The sequence below is a fragment of the Pseudoalteromonas xiamenensis genome (assembly GCF_017638925.1).
In the GTDB taxonomy this organism is placed as follows: Bacteria; Pseudomonadota; Gammaproteobacteria; order Enterobacterales; family Alteromonadaceae; genus Pseudoalteromonas; species Pseudoalteromonas xiamenensis.
In genome coordinates, this window is record NZ_CP072133.1 from 2,462,501 (window position 1) to 2,487,128 (window position 24,628).

At 44.4% G+C, this 24,628-nt stretch carries 13 protein-coding genes, 2 rRNA genes and 3 pseudogenes (1 of these 18 only partly in view); 15 read left to right on the top strand and 3 right to left on the bottom strand.

The features are described from left to right. From J5O05_RS11960 to trmB, 7 genes are all read left to right on the top strand, one after another. Positions 1–2,358: ribosomal RNA gene (locus tag J5O05_RS11960) — 23S ribosomal RNA — on the top strand (it extends 528 nt beyond the left edge of the window). Between the two features lie 131 nt (positions 2,359–2,489). Then, positions 2,490–2,604, top strand: a 5S ribosomal RNA gene (gene rrf / locus J5O05_RS11965). Between the two features lie 564 nt (positions 2,605–3,168). Next, on the top strand, positions 3,169–4,521 hold the full coding sequence (gene mpl, locus J5O05_RS11970; RefSeq protein WP_208842233.1) for a UDP-N-acetylmuramate:L-alanyl-gamma-D-glutamyl-meso-diaminopimelate ligase: 1,353 nt from the start codon (positions 3,169–3,171) through the stop codon (positions 4,519–4,521). Continuing rightward, entirely contained in the window at positions 4,521–5,147 is a 627-nt protein-coding gene (locus J5O05_RS11975) for a flavin prenyltransferase UbiX (RefSeq protein ID WP_208842234.1), read from the top strand. The genes mpl and J5O05_RS11975 overlap by 1 nt, the downstream gene beginning before the upstream one ends. Beyond that, positions 5,147–6,061 (top strand): ABC transporter ATP-binding protein, encoded by a 915-nt coding sequence (locus J5O05_RS11980; RefSeq protein ID WP_208842235.1) that lies wholly within the window; start codon positions 5,147–5,149, stop codon positions 6,059–6,061. The genes J5O05_RS11975 and J5O05_RS11980 overlap by 1 nt, the downstream gene beginning before the upstream one ends. Continuing rightward, the gene (locus J5O05_RS11985; protein WP_208842236.1) at positions 6,061–6,834 is read left to right on the top strand and encodes an ABC transporter permease; all 774 of its coding nucleotides are present in this window, start codon (positions 6,061–6,063) and stop codon (positions 6,832–6,834) included. Before J5O05_RS11980 ends, J5O05_RS11985 begins: the two co-directional genes overlap by 1 nt. Then, a complete protein-coding gene (gene trmB / locus J5O05_RS11990) occupies positions 6,834–7,499 on the top strand; it encodes a tRNA (guanine(46)-N(7))-methyltransferase TrmB (RefSeq protein ID WP_208842237.1) in 666 nt (221 codons plus the stop codon). The genes J5O05_RS11985 and trmB overlap by 1 nt, the downstream gene beginning before the upstream one ends. Here trmB and J5O05_RS11995 read toward each other — a convergent pair. Then, positions 7,432–9,354 (bottom strand): EAL domain-containing protein, encoded by a 1,923-nt coding sequence (locus tag J5O05_RS11995; protein WP_208842238.1) that lies wholly within the window; start codon positions 9,352–9,354, stop codon positions 7,432–7,434. The two genes, trmB and J5O05_RS11995, sit on opposite strands and share 68 nt — an antisense overlap. A 298-nt stretch (positions 9,355–9,652) precedes the next feature. Here J5O05_RS11995 and panP point away from each other — a divergent pair. From panP to J5O05_RS12015, 4 genes and pseudogenes are all read left to right on the top strand, one after another. After that, positions 9,653–11,280, top strand: a pseudogene (gene panP / locus J5O05_RS12000) (pyridoxal-dependent aspartate 1-decarboxylase PanP). 123 nt (positions 11,281–11,403) lie between these two features. After that, a complete protein-coding gene (locus J5O05_RS12005; RefSeq protein WP_208842239.1) occupies positions 11,404–12,480 on the top strand; it encodes a sensor domain-containing diguanylate cyclase in 1,077 nt (358 codons plus the stop codon). 6 nt (positions 12,481–12,486) lie between these two features. After that, the gene (locus J5O05_RS12010; RefSeq protein ID WP_208842240.1) at positions 12,487–13,155 is read left to right on the top strand and encodes a YoaK family protein; all 669 of its coding nucleotides are present in this window, start codon (positions 12,487–12,489) and stop codon (positions 13,153–13,155) included. Between the two features lie 368 nt (positions 13,156–13,523). Then, positions 13,524–13,913, top strand: coding sequence for a hypothetical protein (locus tag J5O05_RS12015; RefSeq protein ID WP_208842241.1), 390 nt, complete (start codon positions 13,524–13,526; stop codon positions 13,911–13,913). 190 nt (positions 13,914–14,103) lie between these two features. Here the strand turns inward: J5O05_RS12015 and gorA are convergent, their stop codons facing one another. Continuing rightward, a complete protein-coding gene (gorA, locus tag J5O05_RS12020) occupies positions 14,104–15,465 on the bottom strand; it encodes a glutathione-disulfide reductase (RefSeq protein ID WP_208842242.1) in 1,362 nt (453 codons plus the stop codon). Positions 15,466–15,647: 182 nt separating this feature from the next. Here gorA and prlC point away from each other — a divergent pair, with 182 nt between their 5' ends. The 4 genes and pseudogenes from prlC to J5O05_RS12040 all read left to right on the top strand — a co-directional run bounded on the left by prlC (position 15,648) and on the right by J5O05_RS12040 (position 22,045). Next, positions 15,648–17,696, top strand: coding sequence for an oligopeptidase A (gene prlC / locus J5O05_RS12025; RefSeq protein ID WP_208842243.1), 2,049 nt, complete (start codon positions 15,648–15,650; stop codon positions 17,694–17,696). 119 nt (positions 17,697–17,815) lie between these two features. Beyond that, positions 17,816–18,977 (top strand): annotated as a pseudogene (locus J5O05_RS12030) (response regulator). Positions 18,978–19,034: 57 nt separating this feature from the next. After that, complete coding sequence (locus J5O05_RS12035; RefSeq protein WP_208842244.1) at positions 19,035–19,790, top strand: class I SAM-dependent methyltransferase; 756 nt, start codon at positions 19,035–19,037, stop codon at positions 19,788–19,790. A 331-nt stretch (positions 19,791–20,121) separates the two neighbouring features. Further along, positions 20,122–22,045 (top strand): annotated as a pseudogene (locus tag J5O05_RS12040) (methyl-accepting chemotaxis protein). Between the two features lie 147 nt (positions 22,046–22,192). Here the strand turns inward: J5O05_RS12040 and J5O05_RS12045 are convergent. Further along, on the bottom strand, positions 22,193–24,274 hold the full coding sequence (locus J5O05_RS12045) for a S8 family peptidase (RefSeq protein ID WP_208842245.1): 2,082 nt from the start codon (positions 24,272–24,274) through the stop codon (positions 22,193–22,195). Positions 24,275–24,628 lie beyond the last annotated feature (354 nt).

Genomic DNA, 24,628 nt, shown 5'->3' on the forward strand with positions numbered 1-24,628 from the left:
CCTTCGTGGTGTGACTGCGTACCTTTTGTATAATGGGTCAGCGACTTATATTCTGTAGCGAGGTTAACCGAATAGGGTAGCCGTAGCGAAAGCGAGTCTTAACTGGGCGCTTAGTTGCAGGGTATAGACCCGAAACCCGGTGATCTATCCATGAGCAGGTTGAAGGTCAGGTAACACTGACTGGAGGACCGAACCCACTCCCGTTGAAAAGGTAGGGGATGACTTGTGGATTGGAGTGAAAGGCTAATCAAACCGGGAGATAGCTGGTTCTCCCCGAAATCTATTTAGGTAGAGCCTCGGACGAATACTACTGGGGGTAGAGCACTGTTAAGGCTAGGGGGTCATCCCGACTTACCAACCCTTTGCAAACTCCGAATACCAGTAAGTAATATCCGGGAGACACACGGCGGGTGCTAACGTCCGTCGTGAAGAGGGAAACAACCCAGACCGCCAGCTAAGGTCCCAAAGTGTATGTTAAGTGGGAAACGATGTGGGAAGGCTAAAACAGCTAGGAGGTTGGCTTAGAAGCAGCCACCCTTTAAAGAAAGCGTAATAGCTCACTAGTCGAGTCGGCCTGCGCGGAAGATGTAACGGGGCTAAACATACCACCGAAGCTGCGGCTGCAGATTTTATCTGCGGGGTAGGGGAGCGTTCTGTAAGCCGTTGAAGGTGTACCGGGAGGTATGCTGGAGGTATCAGAAGTGCGAATGCTGACATAAGTAACGATAATGCGGGTGAAAAACCCGCACGCCGGAAGACCAAGGGTTCCTATCCCATGTTAATCAGGGTAGGGTGAGTCGACCCCTAAGGCGAGGCTGAAGAGCGTAGTCGATGGGAAACGGGTTAATATTCCCGTACTTGATATGAATGCGATGGGGGGACGGAGCAGGCTAGGCAAGCATGGCGTTGGTTGTCCATGTGAAAGTATGTAGGCTGGAGACTTAGGTAAATCCGGGTTTCCTTAAGGCTGAGATACGAGACGAGCACCTACGGGTGTGAAGTTGTTGATGCCCTACTTCCAGGAAAAGCCTCTAAGCTTCAGTTCATATCGAATCGTACCCGAAACCGACACAGGTGGTCAGGTAGAGAATACTAAGGCGCTTGAGAGAACTCGGGTGAAGGAACTAGGCAAAATGGTACCGTAACTTCGGGAGAAGGTACGCTCTTGTCTGTTAAGCCCTTGCGGTGTAAGCAGACGGGAGTCGCAGAGAATAGGTAGCTGGAACTGTTTATTAAAAACACAGCACTGTGCAAAATCGTAAGATGACGTATACGGTGTGACGCCTGCCCGGTGCCGGAAGGTTAATTGATGGGGTTAGTCTTCGGACGAAGCTCTTGATCGAAGCCCCGGTAAACGGCGGCCGTAACTATAACGGTCCTAAGGTAGCGAAATTCCTTGTCGGGTAAGTTCCGACCTGCACGAATGGCGTAATCATGGCTACGCTGTCTCCACCCGAGACTCAGTGAAATTGAAATCGCAGTGAAGATGCTGTGTACCCGCGGCTAGACGGAAAGACCCCGTGAACCTTTACTATAGCTTGGCACTGAACATTGAACCTACATGTGTAGGATAGGTGGGAGGCTTTGAAGCAAGAACGCTAGTTCTTGTGGAGCCGTCCTTGAAATACCACCCTTGTATGTTTGATGTTCTAACGTTGGCCCCTAATCGGGGTTACGGACAGTGCCTGGTGGGTAGTTTGACTGGGGCGGTCTCCTCCCAAAGAGTAACGGAGGAGCACGAAGGTTTGCTAAGAGCGGTCGGACATCGCTCGGTTAGTGTAATGGTAGAAGCAAGCTTAACTGCGAGACAGACACGTCGAGCAGGTACGAAAGTAGGTCATAGTGATCCGGTGGTTCTGAATGGAAGGGCCATCGCTCAACGGATAAAAGGTACTCCGGGGATAACAGGCTGATACCGCCCAAGAGTTCATATCGACGGCGGTGTTTGGCACCTCGATGTCGGCTCATCACATCCTGGGGCTGAAGTCGGTCCCAAGGGTATGGCTGTTCGCCATTTAAAGTGGTACGCGAGCTGGGTTTAGAACGTCGTGAGACAGTTCGGTCCCTATCTGCCGTGGGCGTTTGAGAATTGAGAGGGGCTGCTCCTAGTACGAGAGGACCGGAGTGGACGAACCGCTGGTGTTCGGGTTGTCATGCCAATGGCATTGCCCGGTAGCTACGTTCGGAATCGATAACCGCTGAAAGCATCTAAGCGGGAAGCGAGCCTCGAGATGAGTTCTCACTTGGAGTTTAACTCCACTAAAGGGCCGTTGGAGACTACAACGTTGATAGGCAGGGTGTGGAAGCGCTGTGAGGCGTGAAGCTAACCTGTACTAATTACCCGTGAGGCTTAACCATACAACGCCAAAGTGGTTTAAGTTGTTAGAAGTTAAGTATTGACTAAAGTAGACAACGACGAAGTAAAAGACATTAATATCAGAATTCCAGATTTAGTTTACTTGCGGTAGCGAGTAGACGACCAGCTTATGCTTGGTGACAATAGCGTTGTGGACCCACCTGACCCCATGCCGAACTCAGAAGTGAAACGCAACAGCGCCGATGATAGTGTGGCAGCTGCCATGTGAAAGTAGGACATCGCCAGGCTCTAATTAAAAGAAAGCCCGATTCGAAAGAGTCGGGCTTTTTTGCATTTTGGCGTTAAATTGCATTACTGTTATACCAGACTGGGTAGTCAGCTCTATCCCAATGCCGAACTCAGAAGTGAAATGCAACAGCTGGAAGGCCAGCCCCGGCCGATGATAGTGTGGCAGCAATCATGTGAAAGTAGGGTGACGAGGAACCGAAGATTGATAATCTTCGCAGTCCGAGGAACGCAAGCGAAGCGCAGCCGGACCATCGCCAGGCTCTTAATTAAAGAAAGCCCGATCCGAAAGAGTCGGGCTTTTTTGCGTTACGTGCTCAAAAATATATCCAAAAACCAATTCAAGAGACGAAATCCTATTCGTCATTCAATTCAGCTTTAAAATTTATTGATAACCTGAAAAATAGAAACTTGAAATTTAATACAGACGACTTCTCTCGTTCAGTTTAGTCTAAAATCGCAACCGCCATAACTGTAACTTCTTCAATGATTATTCATGGTAACGACAGCCTAAATTTGGCATAGTTACGCTTTCTCTCTTCGTAGATCCTTGGGGTAATTAAGGAATGCACGTACATATTCTTGGTATTTGTGGCACTTTCATGGGTGGTATTGCGGCTATAGCAAAAGCGTTAGGCCACAAAGTAACAGGGTCTGATCTTAACGTTTATCCGCCAATGAGTACTCAACTCGAGGCTTTAGGCATTGAATTGATCCAAGGTTATGATGTTTCTCAATTGAACCCTCGGCCAGATATTGTTGTCATTGGGAATGCAATGAGTCGTGGTAATCCCTGTGTGGAATATGTACTGAATAATCATATTCCCTATACTTCAGGGCCAGAGTGGCTTAAACATCACGTATTACAAAATGCGTGGGTCTTAGCTGTCGCTGGAACTCACGGAAAAACAACTACCTCAAGTATGCTTGCTTGGATATTAGAGTACGCAGGATTGAATCCTGGTTTTTTAATAGGTGGAATCGTACAAAATTTCGGTCTGTCGGCTCGCGTTACTGAAACGCCATTCTTTGTTATTGAAGCTGATGAATACGATACGGCGTTTTTCGACAAACGCAGTAAATTTGTCCATTACCTGCCAAAAACACTCATTCTAAATAATCTAGAGTTTGACCATGCGGATATATTCAAAGATTTAGACGCCATTGAAACCCAGTTCCATCATCTGATGCGCACCCTTCCGTCAACCGGTAAAGTAGTTTACCCATCAGGTGATGAAGCTATTGGGCGGGTACTTGAGCGAGGATGTTGGAGTGAACGTGAATCCATCGGGAAGGAATGGACGTATAACCTTATTAAGGCTGACGGCAGCGAGTTCGATGTGATTTTCGAAGGCCATGTTAAAGGAAAGGTAACGTGGAGCGCCATTGGTCTACACAATGTGCACAATGCGTTAGTTGCACTTGCAGCTGCGAGGCATGTGGGTGTACCAATCGAACAGGGGATTGACGCACTAGCCGAGTTTATTAGTCCAAAACGTCGTATGGAAATCAGAGGGAGCGTTAATGGCGTCACCGTATACGATGACTTTGCACATCATCCAACGGCAATTAAAACTACGCTTGAAGGGCTAAGAGCCAAAGTGGGCAGCGAACCAATTATTGCGATATTAGAACCGCGCTCAAATACCATGAAAATGGGTGTACATCAAAATACACTACTCGAATCATTAGATAGCGCAGACGCTGTTTATTTGTATGAGCCAGATGGATTGAATTGGTCCGTAAACGATATTGCCAACCAGTATGGCGCTTTTTGCAGCAAACAAATAGATGAAATTGTCAGTACAGTGGTTGAAAAGTCGTCACCGAATCAGCATATCCTTGTGATGAGTAATGGTGGATTTGATGGTATTCATACCAAACTATTGGATGCACTTTCAAAAAACGGAAAACAATAATGGCTGACTATAAACAAGCGATTACGCTTGGCTTTAGTGGAGCGTCAGGCGCACCCTATGGTTTACGACTCCTAGAAATTCTGGTAGCGCTCAATTACGAAGTGTTTGTGCTGATTTCAAGTGCGGCTCGTGTTGTATTGGATACCGAGTCAAACGTAAAGCTATCGGCAAATGAAGAAAAAGCGGCGGAGCAATTGTCAGCACTCGTCGACGCGAACGAAGGTCAAATCAAAGTATTCGGAAAAGAAAACTGGTTTAGTCCTGTCGCATCAGGGTCAGCTGCACCAAAGAAAATGGTTATTTGCCCCTGCAGTGTCGGTACCGTTTCAGCAATCGCACAAGGTGCATCTGATAACCTCCTCGAACGTGCGGCCGACGTCGTAATTAAAGAGCGAGGCCAGTTGATTGTCGTGCCTAGAGAAACGCCTTTTAGCGAAATCCATCTTGAGAATATGCTCAAACTGAGTCGATTAGGCGTCACGGTGATGCCCGCTGCACCAGGGTTTTACCATCAACCAAAGTCGATTGATGATCTCGTCGATTTCATGGTTTCACGTATTTTAGATCATTTGGGGATAACACATACGCTTACTGAGCGATGGGGATACGGAGAGAAAAAATCGTAATGAATGCGCTCGAAATTAAGGGGCTTCGCAAAGTTTATAGCAATGGCGTAGAGGCTGTAAAAAACATTGATTTGACCGTCAGGCAAGGGGATTTTTTTGCTTTGCTTGGTCCAAATGGAGCGGGGAAGTCAACGACGATTGGCGTTATTTCCTCTTTGGTAAATAAGACCTCTGGCGACGTCAAGGTGTTTGGCCATTCAATAGATACCGCGTTAGAGGCTGCAAAAGCTGACCTTGGGCTTGTGCCGCAAGAATTCAATTTCAGTCAATTTGAAACCTTAGAACAAATTCTGGTAACGCAAGCGGGTTATTATGGCGTACCACGCGCGGTTGCAATAGAGCGTTCTGATAAGTTACTCACTCAGCTTGGCCTTTACGAGAAAAAAGATAAACAGGCTAGAACGCTGTCTGGGGGCATGAAACGACGTCTGATGATCGCTCGTGCACTAATGCATGACCCTAAATTACTTATTTTGGATGAACCTACGGCTGGTGTAGACATCGAACTTCGCCGCTCGATGTGGGAATTCTTACGCAAAATAAATCAGCAAGGTGTCACAATCATTTTAACAACGCATTATTTAGAAGAAGCTGAATTACTTTGCCGAAATATCGCAATTATTGATAAAGGCATCATCGTTGAAAACACGACCATCAAAGCTTTGCTCGCAAAATTGGACAAAGAGACTTTCATCTTAGACCTGAGTCCTACGACAAAAACGATAACATTAGATGGATATGGCTTTAGTCAATTGGATGACCACACTCTTGAAGTTGAAGTGGCGAAATCCCAAGGGCTTAATAATGTTTTTGTGCAATTAAATGAGCAGGGTATTCAAGTGTTAAGTATGCGCAATAAGGCCAATCGTTTAGAAGAGTTGTTTGTTGGTCTATTAGAACAAGGGCGAGGCTAATGGGGTTACTAAAGTATCGGGTTGCACTGCAAAGTATTTGGATAAAAGAGTGTATTCGTTTTTTGCGGATCTGGGTTCAGACACTTGTTCCACCGGCTATTACCATGACTCTGTATTTTCTTATTTTTGGCAGCCTAATTGGCTCGCGCATTGGTCAGATGGGAGGGTTCAGTTACATGGAGTTTATCGTACCTGGTCTCATCATGATGTCGGTTATCACTAATTCCTATGCGAATGTCGCGTCGAGCTTCTATTCCACCAAATTTCAAAAGAGTATTGAAGAACTGCTCGTTGCCCCAGTACCGAATTACATCATTGTGCTGGGTTACATGGGAGGAGGAATGGCCCGCGGTGTGTTAGTCGGTGCGATAGTGACGTGTATCAGTTTATTGTTCGTTGATATTCAAATCCATCACATCGGCATTATCGTTGCCACCGTTGTCCTGACATCTGCGGTTTTTTCGCTCGGGGGTCTTATTAATGCCGTGTACGCAAATAGTTTTGACGACATCAGCATTATTCCGACTTTTGTGTTAACTCCGCTCACTTATCTGGGAGGCGTATTTTATTCTATTAGCCTTTTACCTGATGTCTGGCAAATGGTCTCTAAGGCGAACCCTATCGTGTACATGGTGAATGCCTTCCGTTACGGTTTTCTTGGCGTTTCGGACATTGATATCGGTGTAGCATTTGGTGTGTTAAGTGCTTTGATTGTTGCTATGTTCACGTTAGCTCTTACATTGATTAAGCGAGGAACAGGGCTAAGACATTAATGGATGTGGCAAACTCAAGAAGTGTGACAAGTAATCAAGATGGCATTCATGAAAAGCTTGAAGATATCGTAACGACGCACTTACGAGCGCCCTTTTTAAAGCCAATTGCGTCGCATACAAAAGTCGCTTTTGAGGCCGTAAAAAAACATGTGGATGCGTTTACTGGTCCACTTGTTTTTGATTCGTGTTGCGGCGTCGGTGAAAGTACGGCGAATATTGCCAAACAACATCCTCAAGCGTTAGTTATTGGCATTGATAAATCATCGCATCGTTTAAATAAGCATAATGTCGAATATCGGCAATCCGAATTTGGGCAATACCTGCTTGTACGTGCCGATTTAAATGACTTTTGGCGCTTAGCGGTAGAAGCTGGTTGGCAATTATCCCATCACTATTTGCTTTATCCAAATCCATGGCCGAAGGCGAAACACATAAAAAGGCGTTGGCACGGCGGGTCTGTATTTCCGTATATTTTAAAATTGGGTGGGCAACTGGAAGTTAGAAGTAATTGGTCCACGTATGTTGAAGAATTTGCCTATGCTCTTACGCTTGCCGGATTCCCAACAAGTGCAGAGCCATATGAAAGCAACGAACCTATCACGCCCTTTGAGCGTAAGTATTGGGGATCCGGTCAGTCAAGCACTCGCTTGACGAGGATGCTTTAATAATTGTTGAGGTACTTGCGGACTCGAAGCGCCGACAAACCGCCCTTGTAAAGAATGCACGCCGAGTCTCAACGAGCTTGTCATATTGTTCAGCACTCTCGACATCCATTGCGCAAAGCTTAACTTTCGCGACATCACATTGTACCGCCATATGATGGACATATTCTGCGACATGGCAGTCATCGCAAACATGTTCCGTGATGTGAGGAGCAAGCATAATGGCGTCAATGTCTAGCCGGATCACCCGTGTAACAGTAATTAAACCGCTGCTAACATGGTTTATGAGCACCTTGACGCCTTTAGCTTTGACTTGCGTGATGAACGCCGCAACGACAGAATAATTACTTAATAAATCTTGTTCATCGACTTCAAAGGTAATTCGGTGAGGTGTCGGATAACGGCGTAGTTCTCCTTTGAGTAAATCAAGAAAATGGGGATCGCACATCGCAGAAAATGGCACCACAATACTCCAATGGACCGACTCTTTACGAAACCGTTCGATACAGCGTTTAAGTAGTATTTGGCATAGCTGGCTTGATAAGCCGGAATTAAACAAAATGGGATCGAGTCGCTGTGCAACGAGTAGTTGCCCAAACTCGTTAAAGATCCGTGCAGTACAAGCAATTTGATTGATTAAATTAGAATGAGGTTCACAACGCGGCTCATAAAATGGCTGAATGTGCTGACTTTGAATAGCACGATGGATGCTGTTAGTAAGTAAAAGATGGTTTTTATGATCAAGGTGCCCTGAAAGATTCTCATAACTGTAAACACGTAACAGCTCGCCTTGTTGTTTTGCTTGTCGGCAGGCTACGTAGGCGTTTTCAAGCACCATTTGTGCATTGCCTGTTGCGATGCCTGCGTGAAGATGAATACAGACGTGAGGATTGCTAATAATTGGGCTGTATACCGGAAAACTACGGATCAAATCAACCAGTTGCGATTCATCGCCTTCTTCAAACAAAATCGCACATTTTCCCGTTGCGAGGCGAAAAACGGAGTGAGGCGCGGTGCGAGAGGCGAAAAAGTCCATCAGTTTTTGCATCACGTCTTCAGCAACTTTTATTCCATAAAATCCAATAATGTCTTCAAGGTCTTTCACCCAAATGACAGCTAAACTCCAATGTAAATGTTGTTTACGGCGTAATTTCGTCATAAGCGCAACGCGAGCTGGAAAGCCTGTCGAAGGGTCATATTCTAAGGTTCTTCGATAAGTAACAAAGTACAAAAAGCCGACAAGCGCGGCGATAAAGAAAAAGAAGCTTGCGGTTAGAATTGCTTGTCGCGCGCTTTGTTGTAACTGTGCTTCTAAATCGGCGAGCGCAATGTCTGCCCCTGCAATATAAGCCTGACCGGAAGGGGCGATATAAGGCACAAAAACAGATTTAAAACTGCCCCAACGGTCGTGGGCTACCTCAAAAAGCGGTGTTGTCGAGGAAAATGCTTGGACATTTACCGCGGTTGCTTCGGCATAGGTTTCTTTAAATCGACTAATTCGGCCTATTTTATGGTCGTACTCCGTGAAACTTGACGCAGTAAATCGCACCGAAGGTGGATCGTAAATCATTGTGTAGACGTATGTCATATCAAGGGCTTTTGCCAACTCTGAGAGCTTATTGCTGGCAGCTTGGTAATCTTCGTCGGTCAATTGATTCAGCTTGTCGTGGTAATCTCTCCCTAAAATTAGTGGGACAGTACGCGCCGCATGTAAAAGCCTAGCGTCAACTTCAGACATGATTTCTTCACGCGTGGTCTGATAGGAGATATAGACATACGCGACGAGGCTTGAGATAAAAAGTATGGCGCCGACGATGAGCCACAAATTGGGGATATTCTTGAGCTTAAGGGTTTTCATTAGCAGTATCCTTTTGCTAGTGTTCCTTTATTTTATCCGTTTACAGTCGTTTAGCTCAACCTAACTCGGATGAACGAGCGAAAGGATAAGACAAAAGCTTCTCAAGTGTAGAACGCCAAGGTATAAATGTCTTGGATATTTCATTAAAAAGTCATGGTTGCGACACTTTTCTAAAGGAGATAGAAGACTTTTCTCGTCGTTTCCAGTAAAGTGAGCCGTTTCTTTTTATCAAGTATGTAACTAGATTGGTGTGATTATGCCGCTATTTGCAGTTATAAGGTTAGATAACGGGTAGGTTATGGACCAAAAGCGTTGTGCTGTCGCTTCTGAAGATACTCTTATGCGTATATTTACTGTTCCTGAAGCGCCAGGGTCGACTTTAAGCAGAATCGAGCTAGAAATTTCGAGTAATTTGGCTGGATTTTTAAAAGAGAATATTGCTGCTGTGGAAAAGCCGCTGCACGAAATCGAGAAAGATTTTCAGTCAGCTGCGATACCCGAAGAAGCTCCATGTTCGTTTCCGACTATGCGCAAGAAATTATGGACCAGTTAGTCGCCCATTCAGTGCATACTGCCGCACCTAGCTTTATTGGTCATATGACTTCTGCATTACCACACTTTGTGCTGCCATTATCGAAGCTGATGGTGGGTCTTAACCAAAACTTGGTAAAAATCGAGACGTCCAAAGCATTTACGCCATTAGAACGTCAGGTGCTTGGAATGATGCATCACTTAGCCTTCGGCGAAAGTAAAGGGTTCTACAGTAAATGCATGCACAGCGCGAATACCGCACTTGGTGCATTTTGCTCTGGTGGCACTGTCGCAAACATTTCTGCGCTTTGGATTGCCCGAAATCGACTCTTAAAGCCTGATGGTGAATTTACTGGCATTTCAGCGCAAGGGATGGTGGCTGGTCTATTGCACTATGGTTATCGAGGACTGGCGGTTCTCGTGTCTGAACGAGGCCACTACTCGCTGGGCAAGGCTGCGGACGTGCTGGGCATTGGCCGAGACAACTTTGTAGCCATTCCAACCGACCACAACAACCGTGTTCGTGTAGATTTAATGCGCCAAAAAGCGCTAGAACTTGAAGCTAAAGGCATCAAAGTGATGGCACTGGTTGGTGTTGCAGGAACAACGGAAACGGGCAATATCGATCCTTTAGAGGACATGGCAGACCTTGCGGTAGAGTTAGGATGTCATTTCCATGTGGATGCCGCGTGGGGTGGGGCGACATTACTGTCTCAAACACATCGTCATTTACTTAAAGGTGTGGAGCGAGCTGATTCGATCACAATCGATGCGCATAAACAAATGTATGTGCCGATGGGAGCTGGGTTAGTGCTCTTCAAAGATCCAGCGGCTACAGACGCTATTGAGCATCATGCCGAGTATATTTTACGTAAAGGGTCGAAAGATTTAGGCAGCCATACCTTAGAAGGCAGTCGCCCTGGGATGGCCATGTTAGTACATGCGTGCTTAAGAGTGATCGGTCGAAAAGGCTATGAAATGCTGATTGATAAAAGTATTTCGAAAGCCAAATATTTTGCTGATTTGATTAAAGCAGATGAAGATTTTGAACTGATTTCAGAACCTGAATTGTGCTTACTGACCTACCGTTTAGTGCCAAAAGCTATTAAAAACGCTATTGCTAAAGCAAGCGACGAAGAGAAAATTGAGATTTATGCGGCATTAAATCGATTCACTGCCAGCATGCAAAAGCGCCAACGTGAAGCGGGTCGTTCTTTTGTTTCCCGTACGCGTTTAACACCTGTCCAATATCAGAATCAACCGACGGTTGTGTTCCGTGTTGTCTTAGCAAATCCTCTTACTTCTGAAACGATTTTGCATGAAATATTAGCTGAGCAAAAACAGCTGATGAACACGGATCCTGTCTTCAAAAAGTATTTATCAAAATACATGTAGCCTATACGGTTGTCGTCAATGAAGTAGCTGTTTACATTTTCTTGACGACTTACCTATTTCGTGGTTTTCTTAATGTATGATATGGAGGCTGTTGCCTTTTCGTTGTAACTATCAAAGAGAACCATGCAAAACCGATTGTCAGAATTGACCCAGCGTCTGCGTCGCATCAGTTCAGAAGAAGTGGATGTGTCTGGGGAGTATCCTAGTTTTTTGTCTGACATCATCCATGAAGGACAGCTATCCTTAGGTATTGATCGCATTTCCGTTTGGTTATTTGACGATATTAACCACCCCGTTAAATTGATCAATGTCGCCAATACCGATTGGCCCGCAGGGCAAGTACCGAGTCATTTCCAGACTGAAGATGAAGAGGATCCACTTGCCTTTTACCCGTCTTTAAAATACACCGATTTCCCAATCTATTTTTCAGCCATTTCCTCTGGTGTGAGTATTGCGGCGAATGATGCCGAGCAGGATGAAAGTACCTTAGAGTTCAACGGGATTTACTTGCAACCGAATGGCATAACCACCATGTTGGATACCGTCATTTTTAAAAACGGTATCCCACTTGGCGTTGTCTGCTGCGAAGGACGGGGTGGCGTTCGTGAATGGAGTGAAACGGAAGTTGCCTATGCCGAGATGATTGCCGATTGTTGTAGCCGACGATTATTAGTCAAAGAACTCTGGCAACTGCAACAAAAGTTACGTTTGCTTGCATTCCAAGATGCGTTAACCGGTTTAAAAAATCGGCGCTATCTAATGGATTTCACGCGCAGGGAAATTAGTCGTCATTTACGCAATGGTTCTACGTTGTCGGCGGTGATGGTCGATTTGGACCACTTTAAACGCATCAATGATAAATATGGTCATGATGTAGGTGACGTGGTGTTACGTCAGTTTTCAGAATGTTGCCTGCAAATTCTGCGTACAGAAGATTGCCTTTGCCGATTAGGTGGGGAAGAATTCCTCGCGGTGCTTCCCGCAACAAAATTAGACGATGCGGCAACAGTAGCTGAACGTTTGAGGGCGGCAGTTGAAGCTTTGGTTATCAAACATGGCGCACTGCGCTTGCAGATAACGGCCAGTTTTGGTGTGTGTGAAGTTGAGCTACAGCAACCATTTAGCCAGTCATTGAAATTAGCGGATAATGCCGTTTACCAAGCAAAGCGTGCTGGTCGTAACTGCGTTGTGGTTGTTTAAGTAACGATGCACACATTACCTCGATGGATAGTGTCGGGCGCATTCGTATTGGCTCTCAATGCTGGAATGGTGAACTCGGTTGGCTTTTTAGGATTTACTCACCAAGCGGTTTCTCATGTCTCGGGTAATGCAACACAACTCGGCATTGCATTAAATCCTTTTCACAGTGACCTAGCACTCGTATGGAATTTAACGACAGTACTTTTAGCCTTCTTAATTGGGGCAGCCATATCGGGGACTTTGCTCAAAGGGACGCAAGCAAAACTCGGTCGCCATTACGACACTTTATTGTTAGTAGAAGCTATCTTTCTTTTAATAGCGGGTGGTTTACTGTATCTAGAGCTTGGTGGAGGGTATTTATTCGCTTCGGCGGCATGTGGTTTACAAAATGCGATGGTGACAAACTACAGTGGGGCGATTGTACGAACCACTCACCTCACAGGCGTCTTGACGGATATGGGACTCATGATCGGAGCTCGCTTTCGAGGTGAGACCATTGATACTCGAAAAGCGCGATTATTCATTGCTCTAATTGTTGGATTCATCGTTGGAGGCACGCTCGGTGCAGGTTTGTTCTCCCTTTTTAGCTATTGGGTACTCGCGGTCGCTGGTGTACTGAGTGCGATTCTCGCGCTGACTTATCGCCTCTTTTTAGCAAAATCAGAACCGGCATAAACAATAGCCTCTTCTGTAAAGTTATTATTTACCTCATGGTGGTAAAGCGTTCCAAGATGAAGTCACCATAATTTCGATAGTTTTCGAGAAGCAGGGCAACTAGCGAAACAAGCAAGGCGGGGGGATAATATCCACGTGAATATAAGGAGCGCCATCAGTACAATAATTGGCGGTCAACATCCATGGGGAATAGAGTATTGAGCAACCGATGTTAAAGCGACTAGATATTAAAAATTATGATGATTAGAGCAATAGTATTATTAATTTTACTTTTTTTGCCTACTCAGGGTTGTTTTGCGGATGAGGTCGTAAGTGATAACTATGTTTCTTTTTGTAAATTCGTGGATTTATGTGACGATCAGATCAAAGTGAACATCAAGTTTTCATCGGACGATGTATTTTTAAAAGTCGCCATAAAGAATAAGTCGGATCAAACCTTGAATTTCGACAAACGAGTTATCGGGTATGAATCTATGCAGCCCTCAAATGGACTAATACTCGATTGTGAAATAGGGAATGCACAATATCTAGGGCCTATTACTGACTATGGGCTTGACAAGAATACAGGCATTGAAGTGCGACAAGGTGAAAAAATTGAATTCGATTTAAAGTTTAAAGATGACATCTTTATTGAAGAAGGAGCCTCTAATTGTTTTATCATCTACTCTTTTGCAACGAGAGATGTAAAAACTGGCAAGAAATACTTTTTAAATTCAAACAAGCTATTGTTGAGTAGCTTTGGCAATAAAATGTACTAGCTCATAGTGTCATTGTATGATTGCAAACCAAGCGTGTGATTTTCAAAATAGAAAAGAGTGTCTTCTGAAAATACATCCCCAGAGTAAGTTAGTTTAGCCACACAAAAAAGAGCTGATCAACTTAACTTATAGTTAATCAGCCTAAAATGTATTTTCCGATTTTCAAATGTGTATCAGTAAAATTTCTACACTAACCTGTCATGGTGACAAACTCTTCTGAGCCTGTTGGATGGATTGCAACGACGGAATCAAAGTCGGCTTTGGTTGCGCCCATTTTCATTGCGACTCCAAACCCTTGGATCATTTCATCAACAGCAAAGCCGATGCCATGCAATCCGACGACTTTTTCATTTGGACCTGCGCACACTAATTTCATGCGTACAGGCTGGCGATGTTGGGTAACCGCAGTGTACATAGCTGCAAATGTTGAGGTGTACACTTTAATTTGGTCTTCACCGTATTTTTCTTTTGCTTGTGGCTCTGTCAGGCCAATTGTACCAATGGGAGGGTGACTAAATACGACTGTTGGAACGAGTTCATAATCCATTTTGGCATCTGGCATTTCAGGGTTGAACAGGCGTTCAGCAAGCTTACGGCCAGCTTTAACCGCAACTGGTGTTAATTCAATGCCGCCTTCCATGATGTCACCCAGCGCATAAATCCCTTTAACAGAGGTATTTTGGAATTCATCAACTTTGATGTAACCGCGTTCAGTTGTCTCAACGCCAGTCGCGTGTAAATTGATGAGATCGGTGACGGGTTCACGTCCAATGGCCCAAATCACTTGATCAACGTTATGTGACTGACCATTAGTTAGGTGCAGTGTCACAGAGCCATCAGCTTCTTTCGTGATTTTCTCTGGTGTGGAATGAGGGTGAATTTTGGCACCTTCTTTGTCCATGATTTCAGTAAGAGTATCGACAATAATCGGATCGAAATTTCGAAGAGGGGCATGTTGTCTAACAAACAAATGAGTTTCTGTTCCTAGGCTATGTAATACGCCAGCAAGCTCAACTGCAATGTAGCCTGCACCGACGACTGCAACTCGACGAGGTTGTTCGTTGAGTTCGAAAAATCCATTTGAATCGATGCCATACTCTGCGCCAGGAATCGCAGGAATAGACGGTCTGCCACCGACGGCAATACAAATATGATCCGCCGTATAGCGTTCGCCATTTACTTCCACGGTGTGGTTATCTACAAAGCGTGCAAAGCCGTTGATAACGGTCACGCCATTTTTCGCTAAATAACCATTGTATCCTTGGTGAATTCGACCGATGTATGCTTCTCGGCTTTCAACTAGTTTTGCCCAATCGAAGTTTTTGAGTTCAACATCAAAACCATAATCTGGTGCATAAAGTTTAATTGCTTCAGCGACTTGTGCGCCGTGCCACATTACCTTTTTTGGTACGCAGCCCACATTTACACAAGTTCCACCCATGTGCTTGGCTTCGATTAGCGCAACTTTTGCGCCTCTCAGTGCTGCTCGGTTGGCTGATGCGATACCGCCACTACCACCACCAATGGCGATATAATCAAAATGTTGAGTCATGTTTACTCCTAAATAAATGGATGCATAAATGCTGTCTCAATGCGGTTTTTATCTAATTTGAGACAATCCTTGGCGAGTTAACTATGACCCGCTACCATTTTAAAAAATCTCAGATTACCTTGTAATTGTGGCATTTGCCCCAATTTCAACCTTTATAAGTAAAAGCATATAAGCGAGTTGATATGAGTAATCCACTAATTGGACTTTCGGGTTTACCGCCATTTTCAAAAATTGAGCCTGCACACGTGGTGCCTGCGCTTGAATCGGCGATTGCCCACTGTCGTGAAACGATCGATAACGTATTAAAACAAGAACACTTTACGTGGGAAAATTTCGTTTTACCACTGGAAGAAGCGGACGACCAACTTTCGCGTATGTGGTCACCTGTTAGCCACCTAAACTCGACGATGAACAATGACGCGCTTCGAGAAGCATACGAAACGTGTTTGCCTATTATTTCCGAGTATTCGACCTTTGTAGGCCAGCATCAAGGATTGTATAAAGCGTACAAAGCGATTAAAGACAGTGCAGAATTTGCTTTTTTGACGGTGGCGGAACAAACCAGTATTGATAATGCGTTACGAGATTTCAGGTTGTCTGGTATTGCTTTAGCGCCAGACCAGCAAAAGCGTTATGGGGAAATAGCCGTACGCCTATCAGAATTGGCAATGAAGTTTTCCAATAATGTACTTGATGCAACGCAAGCATGGCAATTACATGTAACGGATGAATCCGACCTTGCTGGGTTGCCTGAGTCGGCATTAGCTTTAGCGGCTCATACCGCCGAAAGTAAAGAGTTAGAAGGCTGGGTGTTTACGCTTGATATTCCTTCCTATTTGCCATTGATGACGTATGCGGATAATCGAGACTTACGTGAACAGGCCTATCGTGCATTCGTGACACGTGCGTCCGATCAAGGGCCTAATGCTGGTGAATTTGATAACTCAGACATCATGAAAGAAGAGCTTGCACTGCGACATGAATTAGCTCAATTGCTGGGTTTTGACAGCTATGCGGACAAATCATTAGCAACCAAGATGGCGGAATCGCCGGCACAAGTATTTGCATTTTTAAATGACTTAGCCGACAAATCGCGCGGCCAAGCACAACTTGAAGTTGATGAACTTCGAGCATTTGCGAAAGCACAATATGGTGTTGAGTCACTGGAAGCTTGGGATTATGGCTATTTTGGTGAGAAGTTAAAGCAGGCTAAATACGCCATTTCAGATGAAGTACTACGCCCTTATTTCCCAGCCGACAAAGTGCTTAATGGTTTGTTCGAAACCGTAAATCGTTTATTTGGCATTCGCGTTGTCGAAGAGTCAGGTGTAGATGTCTATCACCCAGACGTACGTTTCTTCTCTATCTATGACAACCAAGACGTCCTACGCGGGCAATTTTATTTAGATTTATTTGCTCGCGAGAAAAAGCGTGGCGGTGCGTGGATGGATGATTGCATTGGTCGTCGTCATCTTTCAGATGGACGTTTACAAACACCCGTGGCGTATCTTGTATGTAATTTTAATAAGGCAGTTGGCGGTAAGCCGGCTCTGTTTACACATAATGAAGTTACAACGTTATTCCACGAGTTTGGCCACGGTTTACATCATATGTTAACGCAAGTTGATGCAGGCTCGGTCGCTGGCATCAATGGCGTTGCATGGGATGCAGTAGAATTACCAAGTCAGTTTTTAGAAAACTGGTGTTATGACGAAGAAGCGTTAAGTCTGATCTCTGGGCATTATGAAACGGGTGAACCGTTGCCTAAAGAGCTACTTGATAAATTATTAGCCGCGAAGAATTATCAATCAGCCATGATGATGTTGCGCCAGATTGAATTTGCACTGTTTGATTTCCATATTCACGCGGACTATCAGCCTTCTGAAAGCTGTAATATCCAAACAATTTTAAACACAGTGCGCGAGAAAACCGCTGTTGTAAAAGCGCCTGAGTTTAATCGTTTCCAACACAGTTTTAGCCATATTTTTGCTGGTGGTTATAGTGCGGGGTATTACTCGTACAAATGGGCTGAAGTACTTTCTGCAGATGCGTTTTCGCGTTTCGAGGAAGAAGGTGTCTTTAACGCGAATACGGGTCGTGATTTTATGCAGCACATTCTCGAAAAAGGTGGTTCTGAATCCCCGATGGTCTTGTTTGAACGTTTCCGTGGCCGAGCGCCAACAGTCGATGCGCTACTGCGTCACAGTGGAATAGAAACTCAAGCTGCATGATTTAGCGCAAGTTATGAGTTAAGTTGATTATAAAAGCACCACTTGTGGTGCTTTTTCGTTAGCAAAAATTTCTACACTGACTATGCTTTCTAAAGTAATGAATAAATAGGGAAAGCTGTATGTCCAAACTGGTCCTGGCTATCGACGATGATCGTTTAGTGCATCACATAATAGATGAATCGCTTTCGCAATTTTGTACGTTGATCCATGCGAAAAATGGCGATGAAGGGATCCGCCAAGCTTTAAAGTATCATCCTGATATTATTCTACTTGATGTCGAAATGCCCGGCATGTCGGGCTATGAGGTGTGTGAAAAACTCAAAAAATGTAAGCAGACTGCGGATATTCCTGTCATGTTCTTGTCGTCGCGAAAAGAGTTAGATGAAAGAATGCGGGGTTACAACAGTGGTGCGTCAGATTACATTGTAAAACCGTTTGAAGCGGATGAGTCTCAAGGCTCGTATTAAAGTGTTGTACAATTACATGCAGCACTCCAAACGCTTGAGCCAAGATATTAAGCGTGCACAAATGACCGCGGAAATTGCGATGACAGACTCGGGCGATATGGGTCGGATCATGCGCTATGTGGGTCAGTCTTACCACGCTCATGATCTGCGCACACTGGGAGATTACTTTTTTGAGTTTTTCTTACCGTTAAAACTCGATGTCGCGGTTGCATTTTGGTATCACAATAGTGCGGTATTTTTTGCTGGCGAAGGCGCAATTCAACCTATTGAGCAAGAGTTACTTGAACAAAATAGGGAAGGCAGCCGATTTGTCGACTTTGGTCGTCGAACCATCATCAATTATCCAAAAGTTTCGTTACTCATTAAAAACATGCCTGTAGATGATGAAGCGATGTATGGCCGCTATAAGGATTTGCTACCGCATATTCTTGAAGCAACCAACGCCAAGATCAAGGATATGGAAGTCAGTGAGGAAGCATTGAGTAAAGTGGAGCAAATCGGCATTGTGTTTGAAGAGCTTTCCGATCAATTGATTGGCATTAGTGACCACCAAACCAATAAGTTAGTCGCCTTTGAAGCGGAAATTGCCAAAGCGCGGGAATTTGTGGAGCAACCACTTACCAAAGAGCAGATTGATGAATTTGAAAAGCTGTTCCAACACTTCTCGTTTTTAAATGACGAATTGTCGATTATTAAATATAAACTCACTGAAATCACAGAAGCTCGTCACGAATTGATCGAAAGTTTAAACCGCATTGCAAAACCTTGGGGTGAGGAAGACGTTCCGGCCCAAACGGACATCGAGTTATTTTAATTTGGTAATAGCCAAGGCCTCGGTATAATCACGCTAAGCGAGATATAGGAGAGCGCCTTGGTTATCCACACCCCTTTTTCAGAAAATAGACCGTACTTAGATGAACTTGAATCTGCATTCGAATTGCAAGCTTGGTCTGATAGCAATGAAGGATATCGTCTTGTTTATGATGAAAAAGGGTTACAATTATTTAAAAGTGATGAACCCAAGCTCGGTGCTGTCTACGTTGATTTTGTCACAGGAGCCGCCGCTCATCGGCGTAAATACGGCGGTGGAAAGGGGCAGGCTATTGCGAAAGCGGTTGGGTTAAATAAAGGTGCAACGCCAAAAGTATTAGATGCAACCGCAGGACTTGGTCGCGATGCGTTTGTATTGGCGGCGCTTGGTTGTGAGGTGATGCTCCATGAGCGTCATCCGGTTGTTGCCGCGTTACTGTTCGACGGATTACAGCGCGCTTACTCGGATGCGGAAATTGGTCAGTGGATGCAAACACACATGAAAATGGCGTTTGGTACGAGTCATCAGTTATTAATCGATAGCGCTTTTCAACCGGATGTCGTTTATCTTGATCCGATGTTCCCACATAGAGAAAAATCCGCATTAGTGAAAAAAGAGATGCGTGTATTTCAAACGCTCGTTGGCGGAGATGATGATGCAGATGCGTTACTGCCCTTTGCAATGTCACTTGCGTCAAAACGTGTCGTGGTAAAACGCCCAGATTATGCACCCTTCCTGAATGAACAAAAGCCCAGTATGCAGATTGAAACAAAGAAAAATAGATTTGACGTTTATGTTAAAGCTGCAATGCGTTAATTCGTCAGCGTGGTGTACTCATACTTTTCATTCATACGTTTGTAGTGGGCGAGAAAAAAAGTAATAAGTAAAAAGTACGATTTATTGTTTGGCTGTTCAAATCAAGGTTATATTTAATTTTTTGATTTTATTGTTTTTATTTTTAAATTTCGATTCAGCTTTTACTTTTTTAATGTCCCTTTGATGCAAGCTGTGTGTGATTGCCTATACTGTTCAGGTTGAAGGGACTAAGAAAAAAGTCTGCTTTTACGTCTAGACGTACAAATACATTAAACTGTCATAAAAGTTTAATAGTCTACCACCTGCAAATGACCAAGGGGGGTTTTGACGTATGCGAGTGTCTTCTTTTACTAGATTACTGGCAATATTACTCACAGCAGCAAGTATCGTGCTAGCAGCTACGTTGTTCTGGGCGAGCCAAGTACTCAGTACACTCGACAAACAAAATACCACTTATTCTGCATTGAAGAATAAAGTATTAGTTGATTTGTCGGGTACGATTGAAGATTATTTAAGTGCTGGAGACAGCCAGTATTTGTCTAAAGCCTCTGAAATTATTCAACAAATTCAAAAAGAATCACTGCCAAATTTACCTAGCGATTTATCAAGCAAATTGGGCACCCAATTGACAGCGCTTGGCGCCGATATTCAAGGTAAATATCGAGCAATTGGGAAGCTTTCGGGCAATGAACTTGCGTTGCTTGATAATGCGCTCAGACAGATGACGGGTTCAGCGTCATCCATGGTCAATTACGCATTAGAAGCAAAAGACCATCCGCTTGCACCCACGTACCTTAAGGCGAGCAAAGATTACTTTATCGAAGTAACCAACCTGTCAATTTACACGTATACCCAAGTGATGAACGCCAGTGAAACGGCGAAACAAAATTTACATCATAGCGTTGAAGAGTTGTTGTCAATCGCGGCCAAAATAGAGCAATTGGATAATCTGGGTGTGATGGAAGCACTAGATGAAGATGAGGCTTTTTTTGGTGCAGAAGCTGAAGATAAGGCGCTGAATATTAAATCGGAGTTGGTGAGTTGGCCGAAGCGATTTGAACGAGACTTGGCCAATACGCTTGAGCAAACGGAGCAACGCCGTATTGGTATCGAATCATTAAGAGCCGATATAAAACGAATTTCCAATACTATTCTCAATGCCGAGCAGGCGTTAAAACAAGAACAAAATGATTTAAAACTAAATGTACTTTGGTTCTTTAGCGCGGCGATTGGGTTGTTGGTTATGTTGGCAGCAGGTGTTTATTTTGTTCAACGTAATCAAGTGCTGAATCCGCTTCGTCAATTAAGGAGCGGGTTTGCTTACTTACTTGAAAGCAATGAGTTGAAGCGTATTGAAAACCTCAATGCAAAAACGGAAGTGGGTGAAATTGCGAATTACTTCAATCGCCTACTAGAGCGCCAGCAAGCAGAAAATGAAGCTCGACAAGAAATGCTGTCTGTCGTGAATGATTTCATGCAAGAGATGAGCGTTAATTTGACCGACATCAGCAAGCAATCTGAGCATACGTCAATGCAAGTTGAGCAAACCCAAGGCATGTTGGAAGACATCAAAGAACTGGGTGGACAAGTTGATGACATCAACAATGAAGTGTTTGAAAATGCGCGTTCAACGCTGCAAACGATGAGTCAAAGTGTTGGATTTGCTGAAGATATGCTTAAAGCGAGACTCGAATACGCAAGGTCGAGTCGAATCAGGCCTTAGCAGTTTGAATGAGTTGCTGGTGGGCGTTTCCGATGTTGGTAAAGTCATTGAGATGATCCGAACCATTGCGGAGCAAACAAATCTACTGGCACTGAATGCCGCAATCGAATCGGCGAGAGCAGGTGAGCATGGGCGTGGTTTTGCGGTCGTTGCGGACGAAGTGAGAAAATTGGCGCAACAAACACAGAATTCACTGGCGGATATTAACCAGCAATTGCAAATCCTCAGTGAGAACTCCAGTAAAGTCTCGAATGAAATTTCCGCTTTGGCGTCAGACGCCGAAATGCAAACCGCTCATGCAAAAGAGCTTAGGGCGAATTCCTCAGCGGTCGCGGAGCGAGCACAACAAGCGAATAGAGTTGCCGACAGTGCCAAAGGCTTAGCGGATCAACAAAATAGCTTACTCAGTTCATTCAGCGAATCGATGCTAAATATGAAACGTCAGGTTGATAGCTCGAATGCTCAAGTGACGGATATCCAAGCACGACTTCATCAACAGATGGAAAAAATACGAGTTAGCTTGGGACTTTAAAGCTCGGCAAGTATAAAGAAAAAAGGTCAGCACATGCTGACCTTTGTTTCACTGGGGGTGTAGTGTTCATCTACGCTAACTAAGACTCTGTTTGTGAATGCTAGGCACCGTCAAACCGTGAGTTTAGTCAAATAGATTGAACGTCACTTAAGGGACATATTTCACGTTAAGTGTTACACCAGAGAAAGTCTTATAAGCATTTAAACCAATGTAATAAGTACCAGCGCTTGGGCTTGTGATATTACAGGTTTCAGCATTGCCGTTTTCATATGGACGACAATCGAAGCTAGAGGTTGTTGGTTGTGCGCCAAATTTTACGTACATATCCGCGTCACCAGAACCACCAGAAGTCGTTACCGTCAGTGAACTCATGCCCGCAGGAACATCTACTGTGTAGTATTTCCATGTACCAGATGAAGCTGAAATGTCAGTTACTGTGCTTTCGCTACCTGTTGGTGTCGTTGTTGTGCCACCTGTTGTTTGAGCAAGTAAACTTACACCATTGTATGCCGCATAACCGTTCAACATAACATGGTAAGTACCAGATGTTGGGTTATTGATTGTACATACTTCGTTGTTGCCTGTTTCGTATGGACGGCAGTCAAAGACTGACGTAGTAGGCTCAGTACCTGCACGCACGTACATATCCGCATCACCTGTACCACCGCTCATCGTAAACGTTACTTTTGACGCACCAGAAACTACGTTGTAAGTATATTTAGTTTGGCTGCCTTTAGAACCAGATAGGTTAGTCGCCGCCACACCATCTTGCAGTTCATTCGTGATTGGGCCACCAATGGCTTTAAGTACCGCAGCATTTGCATCAACAATACCCGTACCACAGTTGTTGCATGTTGCAGGGAAAGAGCGCGTTGTTGTTTTCAAGATGCTTTCAATTTCATCTGGCGTTGCAGATGGTTTAGCTTGTTTGATAAGCGCAGCTACTCCCGCAACGTGCGGTGCCGCCATAGAAGTACCTTGCATGTAATGGTATGTATCCGTTGACGGGCTTGATGAACCGCCATTGTGTGTAGATAGGATACCTTGTGGATCATTTGCAAAGCTTTGTGCGCCACCTGGAGCTGCTACGTCAATAGATGTGCCGTAGTTCGAATAGTACGCACGACCACCGTTGCGGCCAACTGACGCAACGTTCACAACGCCACTACAGTTACCTGGGTTGTAATTGTTCGCGTTGTCGTTGTCGTTACCCGCAGCAATAACAATAACAGTACCGTTTGCACGTGCTGTGTTAATTGCAGATTGAGTTGCAGAACTACATGCACCGCTACCACCAAGACTCATGTTGATTACGCTTGCTGGGTTTGCGTTAGCAGGTACGCCTGACACTGAACCACCTGAAGCCCAAACAATACCGTCCGCGATATCTGACGTTAAACCACCACATTTACCAAGTACACGTACTGGGACTACTTTCGCGTCATAAGCAACACCCGCAACACCTTCGTTGTTGTTTGTAACGGCTGCAATAGTGCCTGCTACGTGTGTTCCGTGCCAGCTTGAATCTTGTGCATCGTGAACATCACCACATTCGTTTTTAGCTATAGCATCGCCCGGATCTTTTGCATCGCTATCACGGCCGCCGCCATCGTTTGCAACGAAGGTGTCCGAGATCATGTCGTAACCCGGCAGAATGTTTGCGTTTAAGTCCGCATGAGGACGGTAACCTGTATCGAGAACCGCAACAACGACGCCCGCACCAGTTGATTTATCCCATGCAGAAGGCAGATTCAAACCACCCGTTGCTTCATGGTAATGCCATTGGTCGCTGTAACGTGGATCGTTTGGCGTAGCGAAAGGCTTAAGCATTTGGTCAATTTCAATGTACTCAACGTTACCTGTAGCAACCATTTCATCCATAAATGCTTGCGCTTCTTCTGGACTTAATTTTTTACCCGCTTGTACCACGTGGTGATTTTGTAACGCCATTGAGCGCACATATTTCGCTTTAGCGTGTGCTTTTGAGCTTGCGAAACCGTCGATGAATTGCTTTGCACGTGCATTCATGTCAGCCGCATTTTGCGTTGAGAAATCACCCGCTTTTGCTGATTTGTACTTAATGATGAATTGAGTACCGCGAGTTGGTTGAGCGGCCACTTTTGCTGCAATGTCGTTCACTGTCATTGTTGCCGCAATCGCTGGCGCTTGGAATGTTGCTGCAATAGCAAGGCTGAGTGCGCCAAGCTTAAGTTGTTTTGCTGTTATCATAATTTTCCCTAGATTGTTGTTTTGTACTTCTATCAGGGTCAAACCCTGCAAGAAGGTAAACAAAGTAAATTCAGTGTTAAATTTAACCAAGGAAAGATTAGTTATTAGTCATATATAAATGAGTATAAGAAGACTTCTAAATGTCTAAATTTTCAGGTTTTTTTGGGTTTAATGAAAAAGGGAGGGTTAGCTTATCTTATAATTATTAAAATAATGTTAAATTAATCTATGTTGGAATATAAAATTCGATAGGTTATGTTTTGCTCAGTTTGTGAATGGATGTAAACAAAACAGTCGATAAAGAAATACTTTAGACTCTGTTATACTACGCTGGTATTAAAAGTAACTAGATGT

What these genes read in the sequence shown, in the direction of transcription:
- J5O05_RS11980 (WP_208842235.1), top strand. Translation starts at nt 5,147, where the DNA reads ATGAATGCGCTCGAAATTAAGGGGCTTCGCAAAGTTTATAGCAATGGC.
- J5O05_RS11975 (WP_208842234.1), top strand. Translation starts at nt 4,521, where the DNA reads ATGGCTGACTATAAACAAGCGATTACGCTTGGCTTTAGTGGAGCGTCA.
- trmB (WP_208842237.1), top strand. Translation starts at nt 6,834, where the DNA reads ATGGATGTGGCAAACTCAAGAAGTGTGACAAGTAATCAAGATGGCATT.
- gorA (WP_208842242.1), bottom strand. Translation starts at nt 15,465, where the DNA reads ATGACTCAACATTTTGATTATATCGCCATTGGTGGTGGTAGTGGCGGT.
- J5O05_RS12005 (WP_208842239.1), top strand. Translation starts at nt 11,404, where the DNA reads ATGCAAAACCGATTGTCAGAATTGACCCAGCGTCTGCGTCGCATCAGT.
- J5O05_RS12045 (WP_208842245.1), bottom strand. Translation starts at nt 24,274, where the DNA reads ATGATAACAGCAAAACAACTTAAGCTTGGCGCACTCAGCCTTGCTATT.
- J5O05_RS11985 (WP_208842236.1), top strand. Translation starts at nt 6,061, where the DNA reads ATGGGGTTACTAAAGTATCGGGTTGCACTGCAAAGTATTTGGATAAAA.
- J5O05_RS12010 (WP_208842240.1), top strand. Translation starts at nt 12,487, where the DNA reads ATGCACACATTACCTCGATGGATAGTGTCGGGCGCATTCGTATTGGCT.
- prlC (WP_208842243.1), top strand. Translation starts at nt 15,648, where the DNA reads ATGAGTAATCCACTAATTGGACTTTCGGGTTTACCGCCATTTTCAAAA.
- mpl (WP_208842233.1), top strand. Translation starts at nt 3,169, where the DNA reads ATGCACGTACATATTCTTGGTATTTGTGGCACTTTCATGGGTGGTATT.
- J5O05_RS11995 (WP_208842238.1), bottom strand. Translation starts at nt 9,354, where the DNA reads ATGAAAACCCTTAAGCTCAAGAATATCCCCAATTTGTGGCTCATCGTC.